We start from the raw sequence: 22,981 nt of genomic DNA, 5'->3' as shown, positions 1-22,981 counted from the left end.
GCGTTCTTCATCCCCGGGATACAATAGGGTGGGCCGGAGAGGGTTCTGTCCCACCCTCTGTCCCACTTCCCTTTAGCCTCATATCGGCTATGTGTCGTTACCATCCCGCATATATTGAAGGAGAGTTTTCCATGAAGATCATCTGGCTCGGCCATTCCGCCTTCCGCATCGAGACCGCCAAGGCCAAGATCCTGATCGACCCCTTCCTGACCTACAATCCGGCCTTTGCCGGCCAGGACATCAAGGCCGCCGCCGAGGGCCTGACCCATATCCTCCTCACCCACGGCCATGGCGACCACATTGGCGATACCGTGCAGATCGCCAAGGAAACCGGTGCCGTCGTTCTCGCCAACTACGACCTCGGCGTCTGGCTGGCCAAGAAGGGCGTCGAGAAGCTCGAAATGGGCAATACCGGCGGCACGATCGGTTTCGAGGGTTTCACCGCCACCTTCACCAATGCCCTGCATTCGTCCGCCTCGCTGACCGAAGACGGCGTTTCGCACTGCCTCGGCAATGCCAACGGCCTGATGCTGCATTTCGACGACGAGCCTTCCGTCCTTCACATGGGCGATACCGACATATTCTCCGACATGGCGCTGATCAACGAGCTGCACCAGCCGGATATCGGCATCGTGCCGATCGGCGACCGTTTCACCATGGGCGGGGCCGTGGCGGCACTGGCCTGCCAGCGCTTCTTCGACTTCAAGCATGCGCTGCCTTGCCATTACGGCCTGCCGGGCGTCGATCAGACGCCGGAAAAGTTCGTCAAGGGCATGGAAGGCTCCCGCACCCGGGTCGAGACACCGGTGCCGGGCGGCAGCCTGACCTTCTAAGTCGCATCCTTTCAGTCGGCGCGCCTTCGCAAATTGAGGCGCGCTCCCTGTTGCGAAGGGCGGGCATGGCCATTATAGCGAAGGGGAAATTTCCCATCGGAGTTATGCCATGTCCGTCGATCTCGCCACCGTCAAGCGCGTCGCGCGCCTTGCCCGCATTGCGGTCACCGAGGAAGATGCCAATCGCATGGTCGGCGAGCTGAACGGCATCATCAATTTCGTCGAGCAGCTTTCCGAAGTCGATGTCTCAGGCGTCGAGCCGATGACCTCGGTCACCCCGATGGACATGCGCAAACGCACCGACAATGTCACCGACGGCGACAAGGCCGACGATATCGTCGCCAACGCGCCTTCTACCGACCATAACTTTTTCCTGGTGCCGAAGGTCGTCGAGTGAGCGCTGGATAGCGCCCCGCCGAACCTCCTCCTTGTTTCGAACCGTTTGAAGAGACCATGACCGAACTCACCAGCCTTACCATTGCCGAAGCCCGCGAAAAGCTCAAAGCCAGGGAATTCACCTCGGTCGAGCTGACTGAGGCCTATCTTTCCGCGATCGATGCCGCCAACTCGGTGTTCAACGCCTATGTGGCCGTGACGCCGGAAAAGGCGCTCGACATGGCAAAGTCCTCCGACGCGCGCCGTGCAAGCGGCCAGGTCGGTGCGCTCGAAGGCATTCCGCTCGGCATCAAGGACCTGTTCGCCACCCGCGACGTCCATACCCAGGCCTGCAGCCACATCCTCGACGGCTTCCTGCCGAAATACGAATCGACCGTCACCCAGAACCTCTGGGATGACGGCGCGGTCATGCTCGGCAAGCTCAACATGGACGAGTTCGCGATGGGCTCCTCCAACGAGACCTCCCATTACGGCCCGGTGATCAACCCGTGGAAGGCGAACGGCTCGAACCAGCAGCTGGTGCCGGGCGGTTCGTCGGGCGGCTCGGCCGCTGCGGTCTCCGCATTCCTCTGCGCTGGTGCTACCGCCACCGATACCGGCGGCTCGATCCGCCAGCCGGCCGCCTTCACCGGCACCGTCGGCATCAAGCCCACCTATGGCCGCTGCTCGCGCTGGGGCACGGTCGCCTTCGCTTCCTCGCTCGATCAGGCCGGTCCGATCGCCCGCGACGTGCGCGACGCGGCGATCATGCTGAAGTCGATGGCATCGGTCGACGCCAAGGACACGACCTCGGTCGACCTGCCGGTGCCGGATTACGAAGCTTCGCTCGGCCAGTCGCTCAAGGGCATGAAGATCGGCATTCCGAAGGAATACCGCGTCGAAGGCATGCCGGAAGAGATCGAGAAGCTCTGGGCCCAGGGCATCGCCTGGCTGAAGGATGCCGGTGCCGAGATCGTTGACATCACCCTGCCGCACACCAAATACGCGCTGCCGGCCTACTATATCGTCGCCCCTGCCGAAGCCTCGTCGAACCTCGCCCGTTACGACGGCGTTCGCTACGGCCTGCGCGTCGACGGCAAGGACATCGTCGACATGTACGAAAAGACCCGCGCCGCCGGTTTCGGCACCGAGGTCAAGCGCCGCATCATGATCGGCACCTATGTTCTGTCGGCCGGTTATTACGACGCCTATTATCTGCAGGCCCAGAAGGTCCGTACGCTCATCAAGCGCGACTTCGAGATCGTCTTTAACGCCGGCGTCGATGCGATCCTGACGCCCGCCACGCCGTCCTCGGCCTTCGGCATCGCCGACGAGGACCTCGCTTCCGATCCGGTCAAGATGTACCTCAACGACATCTTCACGGTGACGGTCAACATGGCCGGCCTGCCGGGCATCGCCGTTCCCGCCGGCCTCGACGCCAAGGGCCTGCCGCTCGGCCTGCAGCTGATCGGCAAGCCGTTCGAGGAAGAAACACTGTTCCGCACCGCCCATGTCATCGAACAGGCCGCCGGCCGGTTCACGCCGGCGAAGTGGTGGTAAGCGGATCATCCGGAAAATGACGTCCGCCGATCATCGGGCGGTCGCCAGGGGGGTGGTTCATGGCTAAGACGGATCTGGCAGGATTGATCGAGGCGTTTGATCGCCTCGCGGCCAATGGTTTCACCATGGGTGCCGACTGGCAGGCGGTGCACGAGATCTGCCAGGCCCATGAAGGCGAGCAGCCCTTTGACTGGGGCCACGCCCTCTGCCACCGCATTGAAGGCGACGACTGGAACGCCGACTACTGGTACCGCCGCGCGGGCAAAAAGCGCTCGGGCTCGATGGCCGACGAGTGGGCTGCGATGCGGGCGGAGATTTCGGCTCAGGCCTGAGGACCGTTCAATCTTCCAATGGAGGATAGAGCTTGCGCTGGTGGACGATCGTCAGGATATCGAGATCGCTTGCCGACAGTATCCGGTAAACAATCGTATAAGGCAGGCCGGAAATGGCGAATTCGCGCGTATCCTCGACACCGCCTTCCCGACCGAGAAGCGGAAAACTCTCGAATATCTCGATAACTTGCCGGATGCGCGATAAGACGCGATCGGCGGCATTTCGGTCGAATTGTGCGATATGGGTATGAATTTCACTGAGGTCCGCGATGGCTTGCGGCGTGAAATTAACGTTCAAAGCCGAAGCGCTCCCAGACTTTTCGCGCTGGGGTCATCTTGGAGCGGTCCTCGGACTGCTTGAGCGCGTGCCGGATTTTTTCTTCCTTCCAGGAATCGTACTGCTCGTCGCTGGCCGCAGCCGCGTGAGGCTCGGTTAGTTCCTTGAAGCTGATTTTTTCCCGTAGATCGCTCATCCCTGTAAAATAACGCGAATAGCGCCAAAGTCCAATCGCATTTGCTCGTCGACGGAAGCCGATCTCCTGGCAATGGAGACCGGCTTTCGTCTTCCTACCGATTATCCTGCTCGGCCCTCACCAGCACCAGTCCTCTTTCGGTAATGCGGTAGGGCCTGCCGCCCTGGGACTTGATCGCCTTCTTCTGCTTGAGCTTGCGGAAGGTGACGAGGTCTAAACCGGAAAAAGCCCAGCCTTCGCGGGTGACGAGTAGCAGCTTTTCGATTTTTCTATTGTCGTCGCGTGTGATCTCGATCCTGCCGCCCTGGGCGAGCAGGTGGAGGATGCGCTGTTCGGCGCGGGAAATATCCATTGTCTTGATGTCCGGAGAAGCGCTCGGAGAGGAGCGCGCAAAAACGTTGCCGGCGTCGCGAAACGCCGGGGCTCTCGTTTTTGTCTGGGCCGGCGCGGCTTAACGCGGGGCCGGCCCCTTAGCGGGTCTCTACGGAGGAGAACATCAAAACTCCATCAATGCGAAATCCGCACTAGGCGGGTTTTCCCCAGCCGTCAAGCACCTGACCGAAACGCCCTAGATGTTGCACTGGTCAAAGCGCAGACTCAGTGTTCTACTGCCATCTCCAACAGGGGAAGCTATGGCCCATATTCGCAATGCGCGTGAGGACGAGGTGGATATCCTGGCGGAAATCGGCTTCCGCTCCTGGGAGAAGGCCATGATTTCGATCGGCGAGATGACCGATATGCGCTCCAGCGCCCGTACTGCCTTCCAGAATTTCACGCGCTCCTCCTGGCTCACCATCACCGTCGTCGAGCAGGCCGGCAACCTTGCCGGCTGGGCGGCGCGCGAAAAGCTCGACGAGCTGATCTCCGACTTCTGGATCGATCCGGCCTTCCAGGGCCACGGCTTCGGCCGGGCGCTTCTCGTCGAGATCGAGGCCGAGATCGTCCACCAGGGGTTCGAGGTCGCCCGTATCGAGACCCACGCCCGCAATGCCGAGGCGGTCGGCTTCTTCGAGAAGCTGGGCTATTCCATCAACTGGCTCTCGACCATCTATTCGCCGAAGATCGACCGGGACGTTCAGTCGGTCGGCCTGTCGAAGCGCCTCGTCGCGGAAGCGCCCGACACTTACGGGCCGAGCTTCTAAATCGCCCCGGCGATGACCGCGACCACCCGCCGCGTCAAGTCCGGAGCAAGCAGCCATGACGCCGCGCCGAGCGTGTGAAGGGTGACTATAATCATCAGCAACGTACGGAAAGGTTCCTTGCGGGTCTTGTGTCGCAGCATCTGCTGTGCGGTTACGGCGCCCAGGCTGCCGCCGACGAAGGCTATACCCAGGAGTGTGCGCTCGCTGATCCGCCATGTGCCATCGAGAGCCGCCTGCTTGTCCCACCAGTAAACGCAGAATGCGAGGACGTTCAGGAGGAGATACAGGATAAACAGCGCGAGTGGGGTTGATGGCTCCATTGCGCGATTTCACCAGAGTCTGGTTAAAGCCGGCTGAACTGTGGTATTCCACAGTGATACCGACGCGCAGCAAGCCTTGCACCTCCGCGCCATTTGCTCTACCTCCAGAAACCCAATCGAGACCATTTCACGAGCATCAGATGACCCTTGTCGACGTCCGCACGCCCGATCCGAAACGCTTCATCCCCGGCGCCACCGGCGATTGGGAAGTCATCATCGGCATGGAGGTGCACGCCCAGGTTCTCTCCAATTCCAAGCTCTTCTCCGGCGCCTCGACCGAGTTCGGCAAGCCGGCCAATTCCAACGTCTCGCTCGTCGATGCGGCCATGCCCGGCATGCTGCCCGTGATCAACGAGGAATGCATCAAGCAGGCGGTCCGCACCGGCCTGGGTCTGAAGGCCGCGATCAACAAGCGCTCGCTGTTCGACCGCAAGAACTATTTCTATCCGGACCTGCCGCAGGGCTACCAGATCTCCCAGTACAAGGACCCGATCGTCGGCGAGGGCAAGATCGTCATCTCGCTCGGTCCGGATCGCCAGGGCCAGTTCGAGGATATCGAGATCGGCATCGAGCGCCTGCATCTCGAACAGGATGCCGGCAAGTCGATGCACGACCAGCATCCGACCATGTCCTATGTGGACTTGAACCGCTCCGGCGTGGCGCTGATGGAGATCGTCTCCAAGCCCGACATGCGCTCCTCCGACGAAGCCAAGGCCTATATGACCAAACTGCGCTCGATCGTGCGTTATCTCGGCACCTGCGACGGCAACATGGACGAAGGCTCGATGCGCGCCGACGTCAACGTCTCGGTGCGCCGTCCGGGCGCCGAATTCGGCACCCGCTGCGAGATCAAGAACGTCAACTCCATCCGCTTCATCGGCCAGGCGATCGAATACGAGGCGCGCCGCCAGATCGGCATTCTCGAGGACGGCGGCTCGATCGACCAGGAAACCCGGCTGTTCGACCCGAACAAGGGTGAAACACGCTCGATGCGCTCCAAGGAAGACGCGCACGACTACCGTTATTTCCCCGACCCGGACCTCTTGCCGCTCGAATTCGACGATGCCTTCATCGCCGAGCTGGAACGGCACCTGCCGGAACTGCCGGACGACAAGAAGGCCCGGTTCGTGCGCGAACTCGGCCTGTCGATCTACGATGCCTCGGTGCTGGTGTCCGAAAAGGCGATCGCCGATTATTTCGAGGCGGTTGCCGAAGGCCGCGACGGCAAGATTGCCGCCAACTGGGTGATCAACGACCTGCTGGGCGCCTTGAACAGAACCGGCAAAGACATTGAAGAGACTCCGGTTTCTCCGGCCCAGCTCGGCGCCATCATCGACCTCATCAAGGCAGAGACGATCTCCGGCAAGATCGCCAAGGACCTGTTCGAGATCGTGCTCAACGAAGGCGGTGACCCGGCCGAAATCGTCGAGAGCCGCGGCATGAAGCAGGTGACCGATACCGGCGCAATCGAGGCCGCTGTCGACGAGATCATCGCCGCCAACCCGGACCAGGTCGCCAAGGTCAAGGCCAAGCCCACGCTCGCCGGCTGGTTCGTCGGCCAGGTGATGAAGTCGACCGGCGGCAAGGCCAATCCGCAGGCCGTCCAGGCGCTCGTCAAGGCCAAGCTCGGGATCGAAGAGGAGTAGGCCCGATGGTCTACTTCGTCCGCACCGCCGGTGAAGCTGACGTCGAGCAGATCCGTGCGCTGCTGGCGGCGACCTTTCACGATACCTATGATCCGTTCTACGGGGCCGACAAGGTCAGGAGAATGGTCGACGGCTGGCATTCTGCTGGCGCCGTCAAGGCGCGCATCCAAAAGCGCGGTGGCGAGTTCCTGGTCGCCGACGACGGCAAGAATATCGGCGGCATCGGTTATGCGGCCATGTATCCGAAAATGGCAAAGACGGCGATGCTGCACCAACTCTACGTCAAGCCGTCCTGCCAGAACGAAGGCATTGGCCGCGATATCTTCGCCGAGCTCGAAACCTGTTTTCCGGATGCCGAGATCATGCGGGTCGAGGTAGCGCTGCCGAATGTGCGCGCGATGTATTTCTACGAGCGGCTTGGGTTTTCCGAGGTCGACCGGATGGAGGAATGGGGCGCTCCCAATTCCGGTCTGCCGGCGATCATCATGGAGAAGCGGCTGGAGTCGCGCTAGATCCTGACCCCGAAGAGGAGCCTGCATGGCCGACATCGTGATCCGCAGGGCGCGGCAAGCCGATCTTCCCGAACTCATCGCCCTGTTTGCGGCGGATAATCTCGGCGGCCATGGCGACACGACCGACGAGGCCGCCTTCGACGACTACCTGCGCGCCTTCAACGTCATCGATGCCTCTCAGAACGAACAGCTTTTCGTCGCCGAGCTGGGAGGCGAGGTGGTCGGCACGTTCCAGATCCTCTTCAATCGCACGCTGACGGGCAGGGGATCGCTGTCGATGATCATCGAGGCGGTGCAGACGCGCGGCGACATGCGCGGCAAGGGCATCGGCGCCCAGATGATCGGACAGGCGATAGAGGAAGCCAGGCGCCGCGATTGCCGCCAGGTCGCACTCACCTCCAATATGGCCCGCACCGATGCGCATCGCTTCTATGAACGGCTCGGTTTCGCCAAAAGCCATTTCGGCTTCAAGATGAAGCTCAAATGACCGTGCGCGACATTTGGAATCACTGGACATCGAAGGCGCCAAGCGGCATAAGCGGATCAACCAATTCGATCGTCATCCTGTTTGCCAAGCCGACGGAACATCCATGAAAAACCTCCTGCTGCAGATCTTCACCTGGTGGAACGGACAGACCATGGGCACCCGGTTCTTCACCTGGCGTTTCGGCAAGAAGGTCGGCGAAGACGAGCTCGGCAATGTCTATTACGAAGGTCCGATGACCTCCTGGGGCAAGCCGAAGCGTTGGGTGATCTACAAGGATTACGCCGAAGCCTCCGCGATTGGCCCCGGCTGGCATGGCTGGATGCACTATCGCACGGATGTCCCGCCGTCCAAGGAAGACTACAAGGCCCGCGAATGGGAAAAGGCGCACAAGGCTAACGGCACCGGCACGCCGCTTGCTTATCGTCCGCAGGGCTCGCTTGCCGCCACCGGCGAACGCCCCCGCGTCACCGGCGACTACGACGCCTGGACGCCTGGCAACTGACACCTGTTTTGGCCACAATCGCACTCTAGGTCTCGACGCCGACGGGATCGCCGGGACGGGAAGCATATGGGATTGATGACGGTTTCTCCACGCAAGCAAATGATCGGCGCGTTGATCGCGCTGGCATCCGTGCTTGCGGCGGATGGTGTATCTGCGGCGCGGCTGAACAACCCGGTCGCGGTCTTTGCCGGCATCGACAAGATCACCGGCCGCATCACCACATTCGACGTCTATGTCAACGAGACCGTCCAATACGGCGCTCTGCAGGTGACGCCAAAGGTCTGTTATTCCCGCGACGAGACGGAAGCCCAGAAGATCGACGGTTTCGTGGAAGTCGACGAGATCACCCTCGACCGCAAGATCCGCCGGATATTCACCGGCTGGATGTTCGCCGACAGCCCCGGCCTCAATGCAGTGGAACATCCGATCTATGACGTCTGGCTGACCGGCTGCAAACAGAAATCCGACGTGCCGCCACCAAAGGCGACCAACTGATTTTCTCTAGAATTTCAGGTGCGGTGAATCGACCGCAACCCTCAGCAGCTTGAGATAGTCGTTCTTGGGGATGTCGATTGCGCCGAACGTCTTCAGATGTTCGGTCGTGAACTGCGTATCGAGCAGGGTAAAGCCGTTTTTCCTAAGCCGTTCCACCAGATGTACGAGGCAGATCTTGGAGGCGTTCGTGCGCCTCGAAAACATGCTCTCGCCGAAGAAGGCCGATCCGAGCGAGACGCCATAGAGACCGCCGACCAGTTCATCGCCCTCGAAGGCCTCGACGCTGTGCGCGTGGCCCATGCGGTGCAATTCGTTGTAGAGCTTGCGGATCGTGGAGTTGATCCAGGTGCTCGGCCGGTCGCCGGCCGGCTCGGCGCAGAAGGCGATCACCCGTTCGAAAGCCGTGTCGAAGCGGATGTCGAGCGGTGTCCTGCGAACCGCCTTGGCGAGACTTTTGGAGAGATGGAAGGCGTCGAGCGGCAGGATGCCGCGCATTTCCGGTTCGACCCAGAAGATTTCCGGGTCATCGGCGGATTCGGCCATCGGGAAAAGGCCGATGGAATAGGCGCGCAACAGGATTTCCGGGGTTATCGCCGGGTAATATCTGCCGCGTCGCCCTGCCATCGATCTCCCTAATGCGTCTTGTCGCCGGCGAGATATTTCTCCAGCCAGTGTATGTCATAATCGCCGTTGGCGATATCCGGATTGTCGACGAGGTCCTGGAAAAGCGGCAGCGTCGTCTTGATGCCGTCCACGACGAACTCGTCCAGCACGCGCCGCAGGCGCATCATGCACTCGACGCGGGTGCGTCCATGCACGATCAGCTTGCCGATCAGGCTGTCGTAATAGGGCGGGATCTTGTAGCCGGCATAGGCGCCCGAATCGACACGCACGCCAAGGCCCCCCGGTGCATGGAAATGCGTGATCGTGCCGGGCGACGGCACGAAGGTGCGCGGGTCCTCGGCATTGATGCGGCATTCGATGGCATGGCCGGAGAACACGATGTCTTCCTGCTTGACGGACAGGCCGCCGCCGGAGGCGACGCGGATCTGTTCGTGGACGAGGTCGATGCCGGTGATCGCTTCGGTGATCGGGTGCTCGACCTGAAGGCGGGTATTCATTTCGATGAAATAGAACTCGCCGTTCTCGTAGAGGAACTCGATCGTGCCGGCGCCGCGGTATTTCAGCTTGCGCATCGCGTCGGCGCAGATCTCGCCGATCTTCATCCGCTGTTCGACATTGAGGGCAGGGGAATTGGCTTCTTCCCAGACCTTCTGGTGCCGCCGCTGCAGCGAGCAGTCGCGCTCGCCCAGATGAATGGCATTGCCTTCGCCGTCGCCGACCACCTGGATTTCGATATGGCGGGGCTTCCCGAGATACTTTTCCATGTAGACGGCGTCATTGCCGAATGCGGCCAGCGCTTCGGAACGGGCGGTCGATACGGCCTCGTCGAGATCGGCCTCGGTCTTGGCGACCTTCATGCCGCGTCCGCCGCCGCCGGCCGTCGCCTTGATCAGTACCGGGAAACCGATCTTGCGGGCGATCTCCATGGCGTTCTCGGGCTTCACTTCGCCATCCGAGCCGGGAACCACGGGAATGCCGAGTTCCTGCGCAGTCTGCTTGGCGGTGATCTTGTCGCCCATGATGCGGATATGGTCGGCGGTCGGGCCGATGAAGGTGATGCCGTGCGCGTCGAGGATATCCGCGAACTTGGCGTTTTCCGACAGGAAGCCGTAGCCCGGATGCACGGCGTCGGCGCCGGTGATTTCGCAGGCGGCGACGATCTGATGGATGTTCAGATAGCTGTCGCGCGACGGCGGCGGGCCGATGCAGACGCTTTCGTCGGCGAGCCGGACGTGCATGGCGTCGGCGTCCGCGGTGGAATGGACCGCGACGGTCGCGATGCCGAGTTCCTTGCAGGCGCGAAGCACGCGAAGCGCGATTTCACCGCGGTTGGCTATGAGGATCTTGGAAATCATGGATGCGCCTTACTCGATGACGACGAGCGGCTGGCCATACTCGACGGGCTGAGCGTCGTTGACCAGGATTTCCGTGACCTTGCCGGAGCGCGGCGACGGGATCTGGTTCATCGTCTTCATGGCCTCGATGATCAGCAGCGTCTGGCCTTCCTTGACGGTGGCACCGACTTCGACGAAGGCGCGCGAACCCGGGGCCGGGGAGAGGTAGATGGTGCCGACCATCGGCGCAGTGACCGCGTTCTTGTTATCCTGGATTGCGGGCGCTGCGACGGCTACGGGCGCTGCAGCCGGGGCATAGGCGGGCGCTGCGACCGGGGCCTGGACATATTGAGTCGTACCAACGCGCGACACACGAATACGCACATCGTCCTGTTCGACTTCGATCTCGGTGAGGTCGGTATCGTTGAGGATGTTCGCGAGGTCGCGGATCAGTCCCTTGTCGATACCGTTCTTCTTGTCAGACATGGCAAACCCTATTGTTCTGTTTATCTTGTCAGGCGGTAATGGTTTTCAAGGCGTGCAGCGCCAGAATGTAGCTCGCGGTGCCAAAACCGCAGATCACGCCCTTTACCGCCGGTGCGATCATCGAATGATGGCGGAATTCCTCCCGCGCGTGGACATTCGAGATATGAAGCTCGATCACCGGCACGGAGATCGCCTTGATGGCGTCGTGCAATGCGATCGAGGTATGAGTATAGGCGCCTGCGTTGATGGCGACGCCGACGGCCTTTTCATTGGCCTCGTGCATCCAGTCGATCAGCACGCCTTCGTGATTGCTCTGGCGGAAATCGACATCGAAGCCGAGTTCCCTGCCGGCAGCGATACAATCCTTCTCGACGTCCTTCAGCGTGGCCGCGCCATAGATGCCCGGCTCGCGCTTGCCCAGCATATTGAGATTGGGGCCATTGAGGACGAAGATCGTCTTGCTCATCACTGATCTATTGTTCCATGCAGAAATTCAGGGGCCACCTATAGACCGCCGACGCGGCAAGGGAAAGCCCCCCGCTGCGCCGAAAGGCCGCAAGTCCACTGCGATGGAACATCTATTGGTCAGGGCTTGCCCTGTCAGCAGGTCGCCTTGCCGCAGGCACGTACGTTTGCGACCTTCTGCTCGATCGCCTCGAGGCCGACAGCGCCGAACACGGCTTCGTCGCCAACCACGTAGGTCGGCGTGCCGGTGATGCCGATCGCATTGGCGAGCCGGTAGGCGTCGCGCACTAGGTCGTCGTTCGGCTGGTCGGCCATGGACTTGCGGATCGCCGCCTCCTTGACGCCGAGCGCACTGGCGACCGCGATGGCCGTCGCTTCCGAGGCGTGAGGCTTGCCGCCGAGCAGTTCGCGGTGGAACTCCGCATATTTCTCAGGCGCGACCAGGCGTACGGCGTTGGCGACCCGGTGGGCGGCGATCGAGTCCGGACCGAGGATCGGGAATTCCTTCAGGATGAAGCGGACGTTCTTGTCCTTGGAAAGGATGCCGTCCATGTCGGAAAGCGCCCGCTTGCAGTAGCCGCAATTGTAATCGAAGAACTCGACGACCGTGACGTCGGCTTTCGGATTGCCCAGCGTGATGTCGCTCGGCGAGGAGAAGATCTCCTGCTTGTTGTCAGCGATGGCCTTTGTCGACTGGTCGACGCGCTGGGTCTGCTGCTTGGCTTCCAACGCGTTCTGGACCTCGACCAGCACCTCGGGGTTCTGGATCAGGTATTGACGGATGAACTCTCCCATTTCCTTCTTCTGCTGGTCGTCCAGGGCGACGGCCGGGGCGGCCGCGGAAAGTGCCAGGGCCAGCATCGAGCCGGCGGCCAATGTCTTGAAAACGGGCGTCTTGAACAGGCGGGTCATCCATATCCTCTTGGGTCGGGCACACGAATCCCGCGCACCATTGTTGCGATTTGTGCCCAAAGTAAGCCAGTCGGGCTTTCCAAAAAACCTCAAAATCATTTCCGCCCGGTTTCCACCTGTTCACAACTGCGTATGAGGCTTGGCCGGCCGGTGGACCCGACGGGGAATGGAGTCTGATTTCAAGGGGCTGGCCGCGTTTTCGGATTCGCTGCTGCAGGACGTTGATGCAGTTTCTCAGTCTGAAGGCGGCGTAAAAACAGAAACGGCCGCGTTTTGCGCGGCCGTTTCATCGATTCTCGTTAGGCTCAGAAGAAGCCGCGGCGTTGCCACCAGCCGGCTTTCTTTGGCTTCGACGGGTCGTTTTCGGCCTCGGGCGCTGCCACCGGGTCGGAACTCTTCACCACCGCCTCGGCTGAGGACGAGATGTTGGACGCGCGGTTGGCGCGGGCCGGCTTCGCTTCGCCGGCATCTGCCTGCTCGGCTGCTGCGGCGGGAGTCTCTTCGACGGGAGTCTGTGCGACCGGAGCTGCCTCGGGGGCCTGCGGCTCTTCGCCGAGTGCTGCCTCGACCTGCTCGACGACGGTTTCCACCGGAGCCGGAGCGGCGACAGTCACCTGAACTTCTTCCGCAGCCGGGACCTCTTCCGCAGCCGATGCGTCGGCCGCAGTCGCCGCCTTGCCACGACGCGAACGGCGCGGCTTGGCTTCCGGCTTGCCGCCAGGTGCCGCTTCAACCGCTGCGAGAGCCGGCACAGCCTCGGCTGCGACCTCTTCAGAGGCTTCCGCTACGGCTGCTGCCGGCACGGCGGCGACGTCTTCGCTGGATGCGTCTTCGTCGGCTGCTTCGCTGTCCTCCGAAGCGCTCAGTTCCTGTCCGTCCTCACCGTTGCGATTGCGACGACCACCGCGCTTGCCGCGGCGACGGCGCTTGCGGCGGTTTTCTTCCGAGTCCGAATCGGCGGCAACCGTTGCGTCGGAAGCTTCGCCGGCTTCGGAAACGTCGTCCTCGCCTTCGTCGCCGTCCTCGTCGCCGTCGGCCATGTCGTCATTGCCGCCCTGGGCGGTCTGGGCGTCACCGCCCTTTTCTCCGCCACGGTTGCGACGACGCCGGCGGCGCTTGCGCTTGCGGCCGTTCGGGTCATCGCCCTGCTGCTGGGTGCGCTCGGCGTTGGCAGCTGCCGGCTGCGCCGGCGCTGCGACCGTCTCATCTTCTTCTTCCTCGTCGGCTTCGATGATGATGTCGTCATCGTCCTCTTCGACGGGGATGGCCGCGAACTGCATCAGGCTTTCGATCTTGACCGGGTTTTCGACCGGCTCGCCGCGATCGATCGCGAAGTGGCTGGAGCCGATGCTGACATCCGATTCGATGAAGATCGAGACGCCGAAGCGGTTCTCGTAATCGACGATGCTGGAACGCTTGTGGTTGAGGAGATAGAGCGCAATCTCCGGCGTGGTGCGCACGGTGATGTCATGCGTGGTGTTCTTGAGCAGATATTCCTCGACGCCGCGCAGCACGTGCAGGGCGACCGACGACTGCGAGCGCACATGGCCGGTGCCGCCGCAATGGGTGCAGATCTGCGTCGTCGATTCGAGAACCGAAGCGCGGATGCGCTGGCGCGACATTTCGAGCAGGCCGAAATGCGAGATGCGGCCGACCTGGATGCGGGCGCGGTCGTTCTTCAGGCAATCCTTCAGCTTCTTCTCGACGGCGCGGTTGTTGCGCTTCTCTTCCATGTCGATGAAGTCGATGACGATCAGGCCGGCAAGGTCGCGCAGGCGAAGCTGGCGGGCGACTTCCTCGGCAGCTTCCAGGTTGGTCTGGAGCGCGGTTTCCTCGATCGAGTGTTCGCGGGTCGAACGGCCGGAGTTGACGTCGATGGCGACGAGAGCTTCCGTCTGGTTCATGATCAGGTAGCCGCCGGACTTCAGCGTCACCTGCGGCTGCAGCATGCGGTCGAGCTGCGCTTCGATGCCGGAGCGGGCAAAGATCGGATGCAGGTCGCGATAGGGCTGGACCACCTTGGCGTGGCTCGGCATCAGCATCTTCATGAAGTCTTTCGCTTCACGATAGCCTTCTTCGCCGGACACGATGATCTCGGAAATGTCCTTGTTGTAGAGGTCGCGGATCGAGCGCTTGATCAGCGAGCCTTCTTCATAGACCAGGCAGGGCGCGGTCGAGTTCAGCGTCAGAGTGCGGACGTTTTCCCAAAGGCGCATCAGGTATTCGAAGTCGCGCTTGACTTCGACGCGGGTGCGGTTGGCACCGGCGGTGCGCAGGATCACGCCCATGCCCTGCGGCACGTCGAGTTCGCGGGCGATCTCCTTCAGGCGCTTGCGGTCCTGCGGCTGGGTGATCTTGCGGGAAATGCCGCCGCCACGCGCCGTGTTCGGCATCAGCACCGAATAACGGCCGGCGAGCGAAAGATAGGTGGTGAGAGCCGCGCCCTTGTTGCCGCGCTCTTCCTTGGCGACCTGCACGAGCAGGATCTGGCGGCGCTTGATGACTTCCTGGATGCGGTACTGCTTGCGCGGCTTGCGCACGACGCGGTCCGGAACTTCTTCCATGGCGTCTTCGGCACCGACCGACTCGATCACTTCCTTCTCGCCGTGATCGTCATCGTCGTCGTCATCGAAATCGTCGTTGCGGCCGCCACGGCGGGCATCGACATCTTCCGAAATCGAATCGGTATCGACCATCGCGGCCATTTCGCCGGGCGTCGAGCCGTCGACGTCATTGTTTTCGGAGGAGGGGGCGCTTTCGCCCTCGGATGCTGCGGCTTCCGCGGCGGGCGCTTCGTCTGCCGGCTTCTTGCGGGCGCGACTGCGGCGCGGCTTGGCCTTCGGCTTTTCGGCCTCTTCAGCAGCGACGGCCTCGGCCGGGCTCGCTTCCGTTGCTTCCGCGCCGGCTTCGCTTAGAGGCTCGGCGGCGGCTGGGGGGGTGGAAATGCCGATATCCGGCTGTTCCTGGTGGGCAAGGTCGACTACCGGATCAGCAGCTTCCGCCTCGGCGATCTTGCGCTGATCCTCGGCTTCCTGCTGCATCAGCGCCTGACGATCGGCAAGCGGGATCTGATAATAGTCGGGATGGATTTCAGCAAAGGCGAGGAAGCCGTGACGGTTTCCGCCGTAGTCGACGAAGGCGGCCTGCAGTGAGGGTTCGACCCTCGTCACCTTCGCCAGATAGATATTGCCGCGTATCTGTTTCTTATGCTGCGATTCGAAATCGAACTCCTCGATCCGGTTACCGCGAACGACAACTACGCGCGTCTCCTCTTCGTGAGACGCGTCGATAAGCATTTTGTCTGCCATTGAAATTCTGCTCCTCGGCGCCGCCGGGGGAGTGCAGAAAAGGCTGCCACAAGGACGGGCCTGTCATGCAATGCGGTCGTTGCGCCGGATAAAGATGTTCCCGCCGGGCGCGTTTGTGACGGCAACCGGAAAGATGACGGGGCGTGTTGCTCCCTCGGTCTCTCCAGGTTCTGAAAATTGTGCCGCGACATCAAAAACCAAACGAGAATGACGATACCATAGGCCCGCATGGGCCCGATGAATGTGCTCCGCATGAGCGGTGGGTGGCGTGCCACCCGGTATTATTCCGGCCACCGCCGGTTGGATCGTGTATCAGGAAAAAGTGTAGCGACGGCGGATGACTGTCGGTCTTCGGCGCCAGGTCCTGAAGAGGCTGGCCAGCCTATCGGCAGACTATCCCGTCAACACTTTAACCCTCACGGGCGTTGTATGGTTTATCTGTCACAATAGCAAGGGAAAAGCCAAGTTTGCCATATTCTCGATGGAATTAGACCCCTTATGGATGGCAGGGAATGGGTGGATGATTCGCATCTTTTGACATGCAAATGCCTTCTAAAACGGGCACTTTGATGCGGGTTGTCCGACAGGCGGCGGGGCTTTGAATGCGAGTGGCGTTTTGAGGGCGGATGTAAAGGCAAGCGCAGCGACAGCCTGCGGCGGAAGCCCGCAGCGTTTTTTTGCGCGAATCGCTTGCGCGGTTCTTCTCTTGTTAGCCTTCGCCGTGACCTTTCCCCTGAGTTCCGCCCGCGCTACGCCCCAACCGCCGCTTCTCGCCTTCAGCGCGCGGGTCGCTGGCGACGAGGCGCGCACCCGGATCGTCATCGAGTTCGAGAAAAAGCCGGAATTCTCCGTCCACTACGTCGCCGCGCCGGAACGGGTGATCGTCGACCTGCCGGCGACCGCTTTCGGTTTTCCCGCCGAGGATCTGTCCGCGCGGGGTCTCTTCAAGGATATCCGCTACGGCACGATGGGCGAGTCGAGCGCCCGTATCGTGCTCACCGCCAAGAGGCCGGTGAAACTGTCGATCGCCGAGGTTCAGTCGAATGACAACGGCAGCTACCGGCTCGTCCTCGATGCGGAAATGGCCTCCAAGGAGGTTTTTGCCGATCTGGTGAAGACCCAGAACTGGGCAATATCGACTGCGGCGGCTCCGGACGCGCTGATGATGACCGAGAAGGACAATGTCTTTACCGTTGCGGTCGATGCCGGGCATGGTGGGATCGATGCCGGCGCGACGGGGGCGGGCACCAAGACGCCGGAGAAGACCATCACGCTTGCGTTCGCCAGGACGCTTGCCGAGCGATTGAAGAAGGTCGAGGGGATCAAGGTCTTCCTGACCCGCGACGACGATACGTTCCTGTCGCTCTCCGAGCGTGTGACGCTTGCCCGCCAGGGCCATGCCGATCTCTTCGTATCCCTGCATGCCGATACGCTCGGCCAGAAGGACATTCGCGGCGCGACCGTCTATACCCTGTCTGACAAGGCCTCCGACCGCATGGCCGAAAATCTTGCCGCGCGCGAAAACCTGTCCGACGAGCTCGCGGGCTACACGCTCCAGAGCGGCCCGCCCGAGGTCGCCGATATCCTGCTCGACCTGACCCGGCGCGAGACCCAGGCGTTTTCGATCGCGCTCGCCACCAATGTCGTCCAGTCCTTCGAAGGGCAGATCGGGCTCATCAACAATCCCCACCGTTATGCGGGCTTCCAGGTTCTGCGCGCGCCGGACATTCCCTCCGTGCTCCTCGAACTTGGCTTCCTGTCCAATGTCGAGGATGAAAAGCTGTTGCTGGATGAGTCGTGGCGCTCGAAGGTGATCGACCGCATGGTCGATGCGATCAGGCGCTATCGGGATCGCGCGGTGGCGAACGGCGGCTGATTCTGGCTGGCGCGCGTGGCGCGGGTGCCACAGGCGCTTGCGAATATGGCGCAGGGGATGCCGGTTACCGGAAATTGCAGATAAGAGCCCTATTTTACTCACATTCGGGCGGTTACTCGATGATTACCAGGCGCAATGGACGAGGGGCAATTGATCCGCTTTCGCCTTGCGCTGGTGCAATCACCGTGCAAAACGCCTCTAACCATGCGATGGTGTGTTTCACGCGCCGAATGAAAGCTGAACGGTAGCTCCGATATGGTAAGATTGATTGGTTATCTCTTTGGTTTGGCCTGCGTCCTGTTTCTGGTCGTGGCTGCCGGCGTGGGTATCTACCTCACCGGGATGACCAAGGACCTGCCGAACTACGAGGTACTTGCCTCCTACGAGCCGCCGGTCGCTACCCGCGTTCATGCCGGCAACGGTGCCCTTATGGCGGAATATGCCCGCGAACGGCGCCTCTTCCTGCCCATTCAGGCGGTGCCGGATCGGGTCAAGGCGGCCTTCCTGTCTGCTGAAGACAAGAATTTCTACAGCCATCCCGGCATCGACATCACAGGTCTTGGGCGAGCCGTCCTCTCGAACCTCCAGAACCTCGGTTCCGGCCGTCGCCCCGAAGGCGCCTCGACGATCACCCAGCAGGTGGCGAAGAACTTCCTTCTCTCTGCCGACCAGACGATCGACCGCAAGGTCAAGGAAGCAATCCTCTCCTTCCGCATCGAGCAGACCTATTCGAAGGACAAGATCCTCGAACTTTATCTGAACGAGATTTTCTTCGGCCTCAACTCCTACGGCATCGCGGGCGCAGCACTCACCTATTTCGACAAGTCGGTGACCGAGCTGACCACGGCCGAGGCCGCCTATCTTGCCGCCCTTCCGAAGGGGCCTGCCAACTACCATCCCTTCCGCCGCGAAAAGGCAGCGCTCGAGCGCCGCAACTGGGTCGTCGACCGCATGGCCGAGAACGGCTACATCACCCAGGCCGATGCCGAGGACGCCAAGAAGCAGCCGCTCGGCGTCAAGCAGCGCCGTACCGGCGCCCATGTCTTCGCATCGGATTATTTCTCGGAAGAAGTGCGACGCCAGATCATCGAGCGTTACGGCGACAAGTCGCTCTACGAAGGCGGTCTTTCGGTGCGCACCTCGCTCGATCCCGACCTTCAGGTCATCGCCCGCAGCGCCCTCCAGAACGGTCTGGTGGAATATGACCAGCGCCGTGGTTTCCATGGACCGATCGCTCAGATCGCCATGACCGGCGCCCTTGGAAGCTCGGACTGGGGACCGGAACTCGCCAAGCAGAAGTCGCTTTCGGACGTGCCGGAATGGAAGCTCGCGGTGGTGATCGAGGTTTCGGCAAAGTCCGCCACGATCGGCCTGCAGCCCTCGACGGATGCGGCCGGCAAGGTCGATGCGGCCCGCGAGACGGGCACGATCAATGCCGACGACATGAAGTGGGCTTATCGGGACTCGACCGATACCCGCAAGCCGGCGAAATCGCCGGACGGCGTGCTGAAGCCGGGCGACGTCGTTTACGTGGAGCCGATCAATCCGCAGGCCAAGACCTACAGGCTGCGCCAGCCGCCGAAGGTCCAGGGCGGCCTCGTCGCGATGGATCCGAACACGGGCCGCGTTCTCGCGATGGCCGGCGGCTTCTCTTATGCGCAATCGGAATTCAACCGCGCCACCCAGGCAATGCGCCAGCCGGGTTCGTCGTTCAAGCCCTTCGTCTACTCGGCCGCGCTCGATAACGGCTATACGCCCGCATCGGTCATTCTCGACGCGCCGATCGAGATCGTCTCGGGCGGTCAGGTCTGGCGGCCGGACAATTACGGCGGCGACTCGGGCGGCCCCTCGACGCTGCGCACCGGCATCGAAAAATCCCGCAACCAGATGACCGTTCGCCTGGCGCAGGACATGGGCATGGAACTGGTTGCCGAATATGCCGAGCGTTTCGGCATCTACGACAAGATGCTGCCGGTTCTCGCCATGTCGCTTGGTTCGGGTGAAACGACCGTCATGCGCATGGTCTCCGCCTACGCGGTCATCGCCAATGGCGGCAAGCAGATCAAGCCGACCGTCATCGACCGCATCCAGGACCGCTACGGCAAGACCATCTTCCGTCACGAGGAACGCGCCTGCGACGGCTGCAACTTCAATGACTGGGCCAACCAGGAAGAACCGAGCATCGTCGACAACCGCGAGCAGGTTCTCGACCCGATGACCGCCTACCAGATCACGTCGATGATGCAGGGCGTCGTCCTGCGCGGCACGGCCGCCGGCAAGATCCCGGTCAAGGACCGCGACGTCGCTGGCAAGACCGGCACCACCAACGATGAAAAGGATGCATGGTTCGTCGGCTTCACGCCGAACCTCGTCGCCGGTCTTTACATCGGCTTCGACACGCCGGCACCGCTCGGCCGTGCGGGCACCGGCAGCGGCCTTGCCGCGCCTATTTTCGGCGAGTTTCTCGCCCAGGCGGCCAAGCTGACGCCGGCCGAGAAGTTCCACGTGCCGGAGGGCATGCAGCTCGTCGCCGTCAACCGCAAGACCGGCATGGCGGCCATGGAAGGCCAGCCGGACACGATCGTCGAGGCCTTCAAGCCCGGCACCGGCCCGGCCGACGTCTTCCAGGTCATCGGCGACGGCGAATACATGACCCAGGACCAGATCTTCACCAACTCGCCCCAGGCGCAGCAGGCCGTCACCTCGGGCATGCCGGGTCTCTTCTGATCCCATTCGAAGCGGATTGCGCCAGAGGCCCGGGCCTTTACATCCGGGTCTGGTACAACTATGTCCACGGGCAATCTAAAACCCCAACACAAAGAGCGAAGAACAAGCGCCATGCGTGCGGAAATCATCAATGTAGTCGACGAAATCAAGCAGGCCATAAGCCTGCTGAGGAGGCATCTTTGACTGGGATCAGGCGGTAAGACGACTGGACTGGTTGAACAACAAGTCGGAGGATCCCAACCTCTGGAACGATGCCGCCGAGGCGCAGAAGCTGATGCGCGAGCGCCAGCAGCTCGAAGACGGCATCAATGGCGTCAAGGCCATGGAGCAACAGCTCAACGACAATATCGAGCTCATCGAACTCGGCGAGGAAGAAGGCGACGAAGCGATCGTCAAGGAAGCCGAGGACGCGCTGAAGGCGCTGAAGGCGGAATCCGGCCGGCGCCAGGTGGAAGCCATGCTCTCGGGCGAGGCGGACGGCAACGACACCTATGTCGAAGTCCATTCCGGCGCCGGCGGCACGGAAAGCCAGGACTGGGCGAACATGCTTCTGCGCATGTACACCCGCTGGGCCGAACGCCAGCGTTTCAAGGTCGAGCTGCTGGAAGTGCATGACGGCGAAGAAGCGGGCATCAAGTCCGCGACCATCCTCGTCAAGGGCCACAATGCTTATGGCTGGCTGAAGACCGAATCGGGCGTTCACCGCCTGGTCCGCATTTCGCCCTATGACAGCAACGCCCGTCGTCACACCTCGTTCTCGTCCATCTGGGTTTACCCGGTCATCGACGACTCGATCAACATCGAGATCAACGAGAGCGATTGCCGCATCGACACCTACCGGTCCTCGGGCGCCGGCGGACAGCACGTCAACACCACCGACTCGGCGGTGCGCATCACCCACATTCCCTCGGGCATCGTGGTGCAGTGCCAGCAGGAACGCTCGCAGCACAAGAACAAGGCCAAGGCCTGGGACATGCTGCGTGCGCGGCTCTACGAAGCGGAGTTGAAGAAGCGCGAGGACGCGGCGAACGCTGAGGCGGCTTCCAAGTCCGATATCGGCTGGGGTCACCAGATTCGCTCCTACGTTCTGCAGCCCTACCAGATGGTCAAGGACCTGCGCACGGGCGTGACCAGCACCGCCCCCGACGACGTGCTGGACGGAGATATCAATCCGTTCATGGAAGCGGCCCTGGCGCATCGCATCAGCGGCAAGCCGGATGTGGACGTCGCTGACGTCGATTGACGATCCGTGGAAGAATCACAAACGAAAGCGGCCGGACTTAGCAAAGTCCGGCCGCTTTCCGTTGTATGGGTAGGCTGGTTATTCCGCCGCGGCCGCCATGGCGCCTTGGCGGCTGCGCAGCACGACAAGCGACAGCAGGAAGACGATGACCGAGCACACCGCGATGACCGTGACCATCGGCAGCGAAGTTCCGTCGACGAACATGCCGCCGAGGCCGATCACGACCGCAGACGTCACGAACTGGATCGTACCCATCATCGCCGACGCCGTTCCCGCGATCCGGCCATGGTGTTCGAGCGCCAGCACCGCCGCCGTCGGAATGATCATGCCCAGGAACCCGTAGCCGCCGAACAGGAAGGCTGCCATGACGTCGAGACGATCGACGCCCAGCGAGGTGACCAGTGCCAGCAGCATCATCATCGTCGAATAACCGAACACCGCGCCGCGGATCACTTTGCGAAGCCCGATCTTGCGGGAGAGCCAGCCGTTCAGCTGTGACATGCCGATGAAGGCGACCGCATTGCACGAGAAGACGATGCTGTAGAAGGTCGGCGACAGGCCGTAATGCTGGATCAGCACGAAGGACGAGTTCGCCACGTAGATCATGTAGCTCGACATGCCGAAGGAGGCGATCAGCACCAGCCCGAGATAGTAGGGATCCCGCAGCAGCGTGCCATAGGACCTGAGCGCGCCGGCGAGACTGCTTTCACTGCGCGCGGCGGGCAGGCGGGTTTCCTCAAGGAAAAACACCGCAACCACGGCCCCGACGGCACCTGCACCGACCATGACCCAGAAGATCAGCCGCCAGTCGCCGAACACGGTGACGATGCTGCCGGCAAGCGGGGCGAGGATCGGCGAGACGCTGAACACCAGCATCAGCCGCGACATCAGCTGGGCCGCAGCCGGACCGGTATGCAGGTCGCGGACGATGGCGCGGGAGATGACAACGCCGGCGCACGCCCCCATGCCCTGCAGGAACCGGAAGGCGATCAGCCACTCGATCGACGGCGACAGCGCGCAGCCGACAGCCCCGATGGCATAAAGGGCGAGACCGACATAGAGCGGCTTCTTGCGGCCGAACATGTCGGAGAGCGGACCGTAGACGATCTGCGAAACCGCCATGGCGGCGAAGAAGGAGATCAGGCTCGCCTGCACCTCATGGCTGTCGGCATTGAGATTTACGCTGATGGTCGGCAATGCCGGGAGATACATGTCGAGGGCGAAAAGCCCTATAGCGGAGAGCAGCCCGAGCGACAGGGCATGCGAAGGAGCTCTGCTTTGCATTTGGAAAATACCTTTCCCGTCACCACATCTGCCGTGGTAACGGCA

The 22,981-nt window shown here is 61.9% G+C and carries 24 protein-coding genes; 13 read left to right on the top strand and 11 right to left on the bottom strand.

Annotated features, from left to right (window positions below; all coding sequences use genetic code 11):
* Positions 1–131 precede the first annotated feature (131 nt).
* The 4 genes from ABCW43_RS03685 (at position 132) to ABCW43_RS03670 (ending at position 3,100) form a co-directional block, all read left to right on the top strand.
* Positions 132–833, top strand: a complete 702-nt coding sequence (locus tag ABCW43_RS03685; RefSeq protein WP_345922150.1) for a metal-dependent hydrolase — start codon at positions 132–134, stop codon at positions 831–833.
* A 109-nt stretch (positions 834–942) separates the two neighbouring features.
* On the top strand, positions 943–1,230 hold the full coding sequence (gatC, locus tag ABCW43_RS03680; protein WP_345922149.1) for an Asp-tRNA(Asn)/Glu-tRNA(Gln) amidotransferase subunit GatC: 288 nt from the start codon (positions 943–945) through the stop codon (positions 1,228–1,230).
* Positions 1,231–1,286: 56 nt separating this feature from the next.
* The gene (gene gatA / locus ABCW43_RS03675; protein ID WP_345922148.1) at positions 1,287–2,768 is read left to right on the top strand and encodes an Asp-tRNA(Asn)/Glu-tRNA(Gln) amidotransferase subunit GatA; all 1,482 of its coding nucleotides are present in this window, start codon (positions 1,287–1,289) and stop codon (positions 2,766–2,768) included.
* Positions 2,769–2,827: 59 nt separating this feature from the next.
* On the top strand, positions 2,828–3,100 hold the full coding sequence (locus tag ABCW43_RS03670; protein ID WP_345922147.1) for a hypothetical protein: 273 nt from the start codon (positions 2,828–2,830) through the stop codon (positions 3,098–3,100).
* 7 nt (positions 3,101–3,107) lie between these two features.
* Here the strand turns inward: ABCW43_RS03670 and ABCW43_RS03665 are convergent, their stop codons facing one another.
* The 3 genes from ABCW43_RS03665 to ABCW43_RS03655 all read right to left on the bottom strand — a co-directional run bounded on the left by ABCW43_RS03665 (position 3,108) and on the right by ABCW43_RS03655 (position 3,925).
* Complete coding sequence (locus tag ABCW43_RS03665; protein ID WP_345922146.1) at positions 3,108–3,398, bottom strand: type II toxin-antitoxin system RelE/ParE family toxin; 291 nt, start codon at positions 3,396–3,398, stop codon at positions 3,108–3,110.
* On the bottom strand, positions 3,388–3,573 hold the full coding sequence (locus ABCW43_RS03660; RefSeq protein WP_345922145.1) for a hypothetical protein: 186 nt from the start codon (positions 3,571–3,573) through the stop codon (positions 3,388–3,390). The genes ABCW43_RS03665 and ABCW43_RS03660 overlap by 11 nt, the downstream gene beginning before the upstream one ends.
* 94 nt (positions 3,574–3,667) lie before the next feature.
* Complete coding sequence (locus ABCW43_RS03655) at positions 3,668–3,925, bottom strand: YjhX family toxin (RefSeq protein ID WP_345922144.1); 258 nt, start codon at positions 3,923–3,925, stop codon at positions 3,668–3,670.
* A 280-nt stretch (positions 3,926–4,205) separates the two neighbouring features.
* Here ABCW43_RS03655 and ABCW43_RS03650 point away from each other — a divergent pair, with 280 nt between their 5' ends.
* Entirely contained in the window at positions 4,206–4,715 is a 510-nt protein-coding gene (locus tag ABCW43_RS03650) for a GNAT family N-acetyltransferase (protein WP_345922143.1), read from the top strand.
* On the opposite strand, the gene ABCW43_RS03645 is transcribed toward ABCW43_RS03650, so the two are convergent.
* Positions 4,712–5,035 (bottom strand): DUF1294 domain-containing protein, encoded by a 324-nt coding sequence (locus tag ABCW43_RS03645; protein WP_345922142.1) that lies wholly within the window; start codon positions 5,033–5,035, stop codon positions 4,712–4,714. The genes ABCW43_RS03650 and ABCW43_RS03645 overlap by 4 nt on opposite strands.
* Positions 5,036–5,175: 140 nt before the next feature.
* Here ABCW43_RS03645 and gatB point away from each other — a divergent pair, with 140 nt between their 5' ends.
* The 5 genes from gatB (at position 5,176) to ABCW43_RS03620 (ending at position 8,677) form a co-directional block, all read left to right on the top strand.
* The gene (gatB, locus tag ABCW43_RS03640; protein WP_345922141.1) at positions 5,176–6,681 is read left to right on the top strand and encodes an Asp-tRNA(Asn)/Glu-tRNA(Gln) amidotransferase subunit GatB; all 1,506 of its coding nucleotides are present in this window, start codon (positions 5,176–5,178) and stop codon (positions 6,679–6,681) included.
* A gap of 5 nt (positions 6,682–6,686) precedes the next feature.
* The gene (locus tag ABCW43_RS03635) at positions 6,687–7,193 is read left to right on the top strand and encodes a GNAT family N-acetyltransferase (RefSeq protein ID WP_345922140.1); all 507 of its coding nucleotides are present in this window, start codon (positions 6,687–6,689) and stop codon (positions 7,191–7,193) included.
* Positions 7,194–7,218: 25 nt separating this feature from the next.
* Positions 7,219–7,680, top strand: coding sequence for a GNAT family N-acetyltransferase (locus ABCW43_RS03630; RefSeq protein ID WP_345922139.1), 462 nt, complete (start codon positions 7,219–7,221; stop codon positions 7,678–7,680).
* A gap of 103 nt (positions 7,681–7,783) precedes the next feature.
* On the top strand, positions 7,784–8,182 hold the full coding sequence (locus ABCW43_RS03625; protein WP_345922138.1) for an NADH:ubiquinone oxidoreductase subunit NDUFA12: 399 nt from the start codon (positions 7,784–7,786) through the stop codon (positions 8,180–8,182).
* 66 nt (positions 8,183–8,248) lie between these two features.
* Complete coding sequence (locus ABCW43_RS03620; RefSeq protein WP_210011549.1) at positions 8,249–8,677, top strand: DUF2155 domain-containing protein; 429 nt, start codon at positions 8,249–8,251, stop codon at positions 8,675–8,677.
* 6 nt (positions 8,678–8,683) lie between these two features.
* Here the strand turns inward: ABCW43_RS03620 and aat are convergent, their stop codons facing one another.
* From aat to ABCW43_RS03590, 6 genes are all read right to left on the bottom strand, one after another.
* A complete protein-coding gene (gene aat, locus ABCW43_RS03615) occupies positions 8,684–9,301 on the bottom strand; it encodes a leucyl/phenylalanyl-tRNA--protein transferase (RefSeq protein WP_345922137.1) in 618 nt (205 codons plus the stop codon).
* Between the two features lie 8 nt (positions 9,302–9,309).
* The gene (accC, locus tag ABCW43_RS03610) at positions 9,310–10,656 is read right to left on the bottom strand and encodes an acetyl-CoA carboxylase biotin carboxylase subunit (RefSeq protein ID WP_345922136.1); all 1,347 of its coding nucleotides are present in this window, start codon (positions 10,654–10,656) and stop codon (positions 9,310–9,312) included.
* 9 nt (positions 10,657–10,665) lie between these two features.
* Complete coding sequence (gene accB, locus ABCW43_RS03605; RefSeq protein WP_345922135.1) at positions 10,666–11,121, bottom strand: acetyl-CoA carboxylase biotin carboxyl carrier protein; 456 nt, start codon at positions 11,119–11,121, stop codon at positions 10,666–10,668.
* A gap of 28 nt (positions 11,122–11,149) precedes the next feature.
* Positions 11,150–11,587 (bottom strand): type II 3-dehydroquinate dehydratase, encoded by a 438-nt coding sequence (aroQ, locus tag ABCW43_RS03600; protein ID WP_345922134.1) that lies wholly within the window; start codon positions 11,585–11,587, stop codon positions 11,150–11,152.
* A 134-nt stretch (positions 11,588–11,721) separates the two neighbouring features.
* The gene (locus ABCW43_RS03595; protein WP_445738889.1) at positions 11,722–12,498 is read right to left on the bottom strand and encodes a DsbA family protein; all 777 of its coding nucleotides are present in this window, start codon (positions 12,496–12,498) and stop codon (positions 11,722–11,724) included.
* 305 nt (positions 12,499–12,803) lie between these two features.
* The gene (locus ABCW43_RS03590) at positions 12,804–15,806 is read right to left on the bottom strand and encodes an Rne/Rng family ribonuclease (protein WP_345922133.1); all 3,003 of its coding nucleotides are present in this window, start codon (positions 15,804–15,806) and stop codon (positions 12,804–12,806) included.
* 706 nt (positions 15,807–16,512) lie between these two features.
* Here ABCW43_RS03590 and ABCW43_RS03585 point away from each other — a divergent pair.
* From ABCW43_RS03585 to prfB, 3 genes are all read left to right on the top strand, one after another.
* Positions 16,513–17,682, top strand: coding sequence for an N-acetylmuramoyl-L-alanine amidase (locus ABCW43_RS03585; protein WP_345922132.1), 1,170 nt, complete (start codon positions 16,513–16,515; stop codon positions 17,680–17,682).
* 255 nt (positions 17,683–17,937) lie between these two features.
* The gene (locus tag ABCW43_RS03580) at positions 17,938–20,409 is read left to right on the top strand and encodes a penicillin-binding protein 1A (RefSeq protein WP_345922131.1); all 2,472 of its coding nucleotides are present in this window, start codon (positions 17,938–17,940) and stop codon (positions 20,407–20,409) included.
* 111 nt (positions 20,410–20,520) lie between these two features.
* Positions 20,521–21,652 (top strand): peptide chain release factor 2 gene (gene prfB / locus ABCW43_RS03575; protein WP_345922130.1). Its coding sequence is split into 2 segments (ribosomal slippage): positions 20,521–20,589 and positions 20,591–21,652, totalling 1,131 coding nucleotides; the frame shifts between segments, so codons are not numbered across the junction.
* 78 nt (positions 21,653–21,730) lie between these two features.
* Here prfB and ABCW43_RS03570 read toward each other — a convergent pair.
* Positions 21,731–22,936 carry a multidrug effflux MFS transporter gene (locus ABCW43_RS03570; RefSeq protein ID WP_345922129.1) on the bottom strand — a complete coding sequence of 402 codons (1,206 nt, stop codon included), beginning with the start codon at positions 22,934–22,936 and terminating at the stop codon, positions 21,731–21,733.
* Positions 22,937–22,981: the final 45 nt, after the last annotated feature.

This window comes from Neorhizobium tunisiense (genome assembly GCF_039631515.1).
GTDB lineage: Bacteria > Pseudomonadota > Alphaproteobacteria > Rhizobiales > Rhizobiaceae > Neorhizobium.
This window is presented reverse-complemented; position numbering and strand designations above follow the sequence as displayed.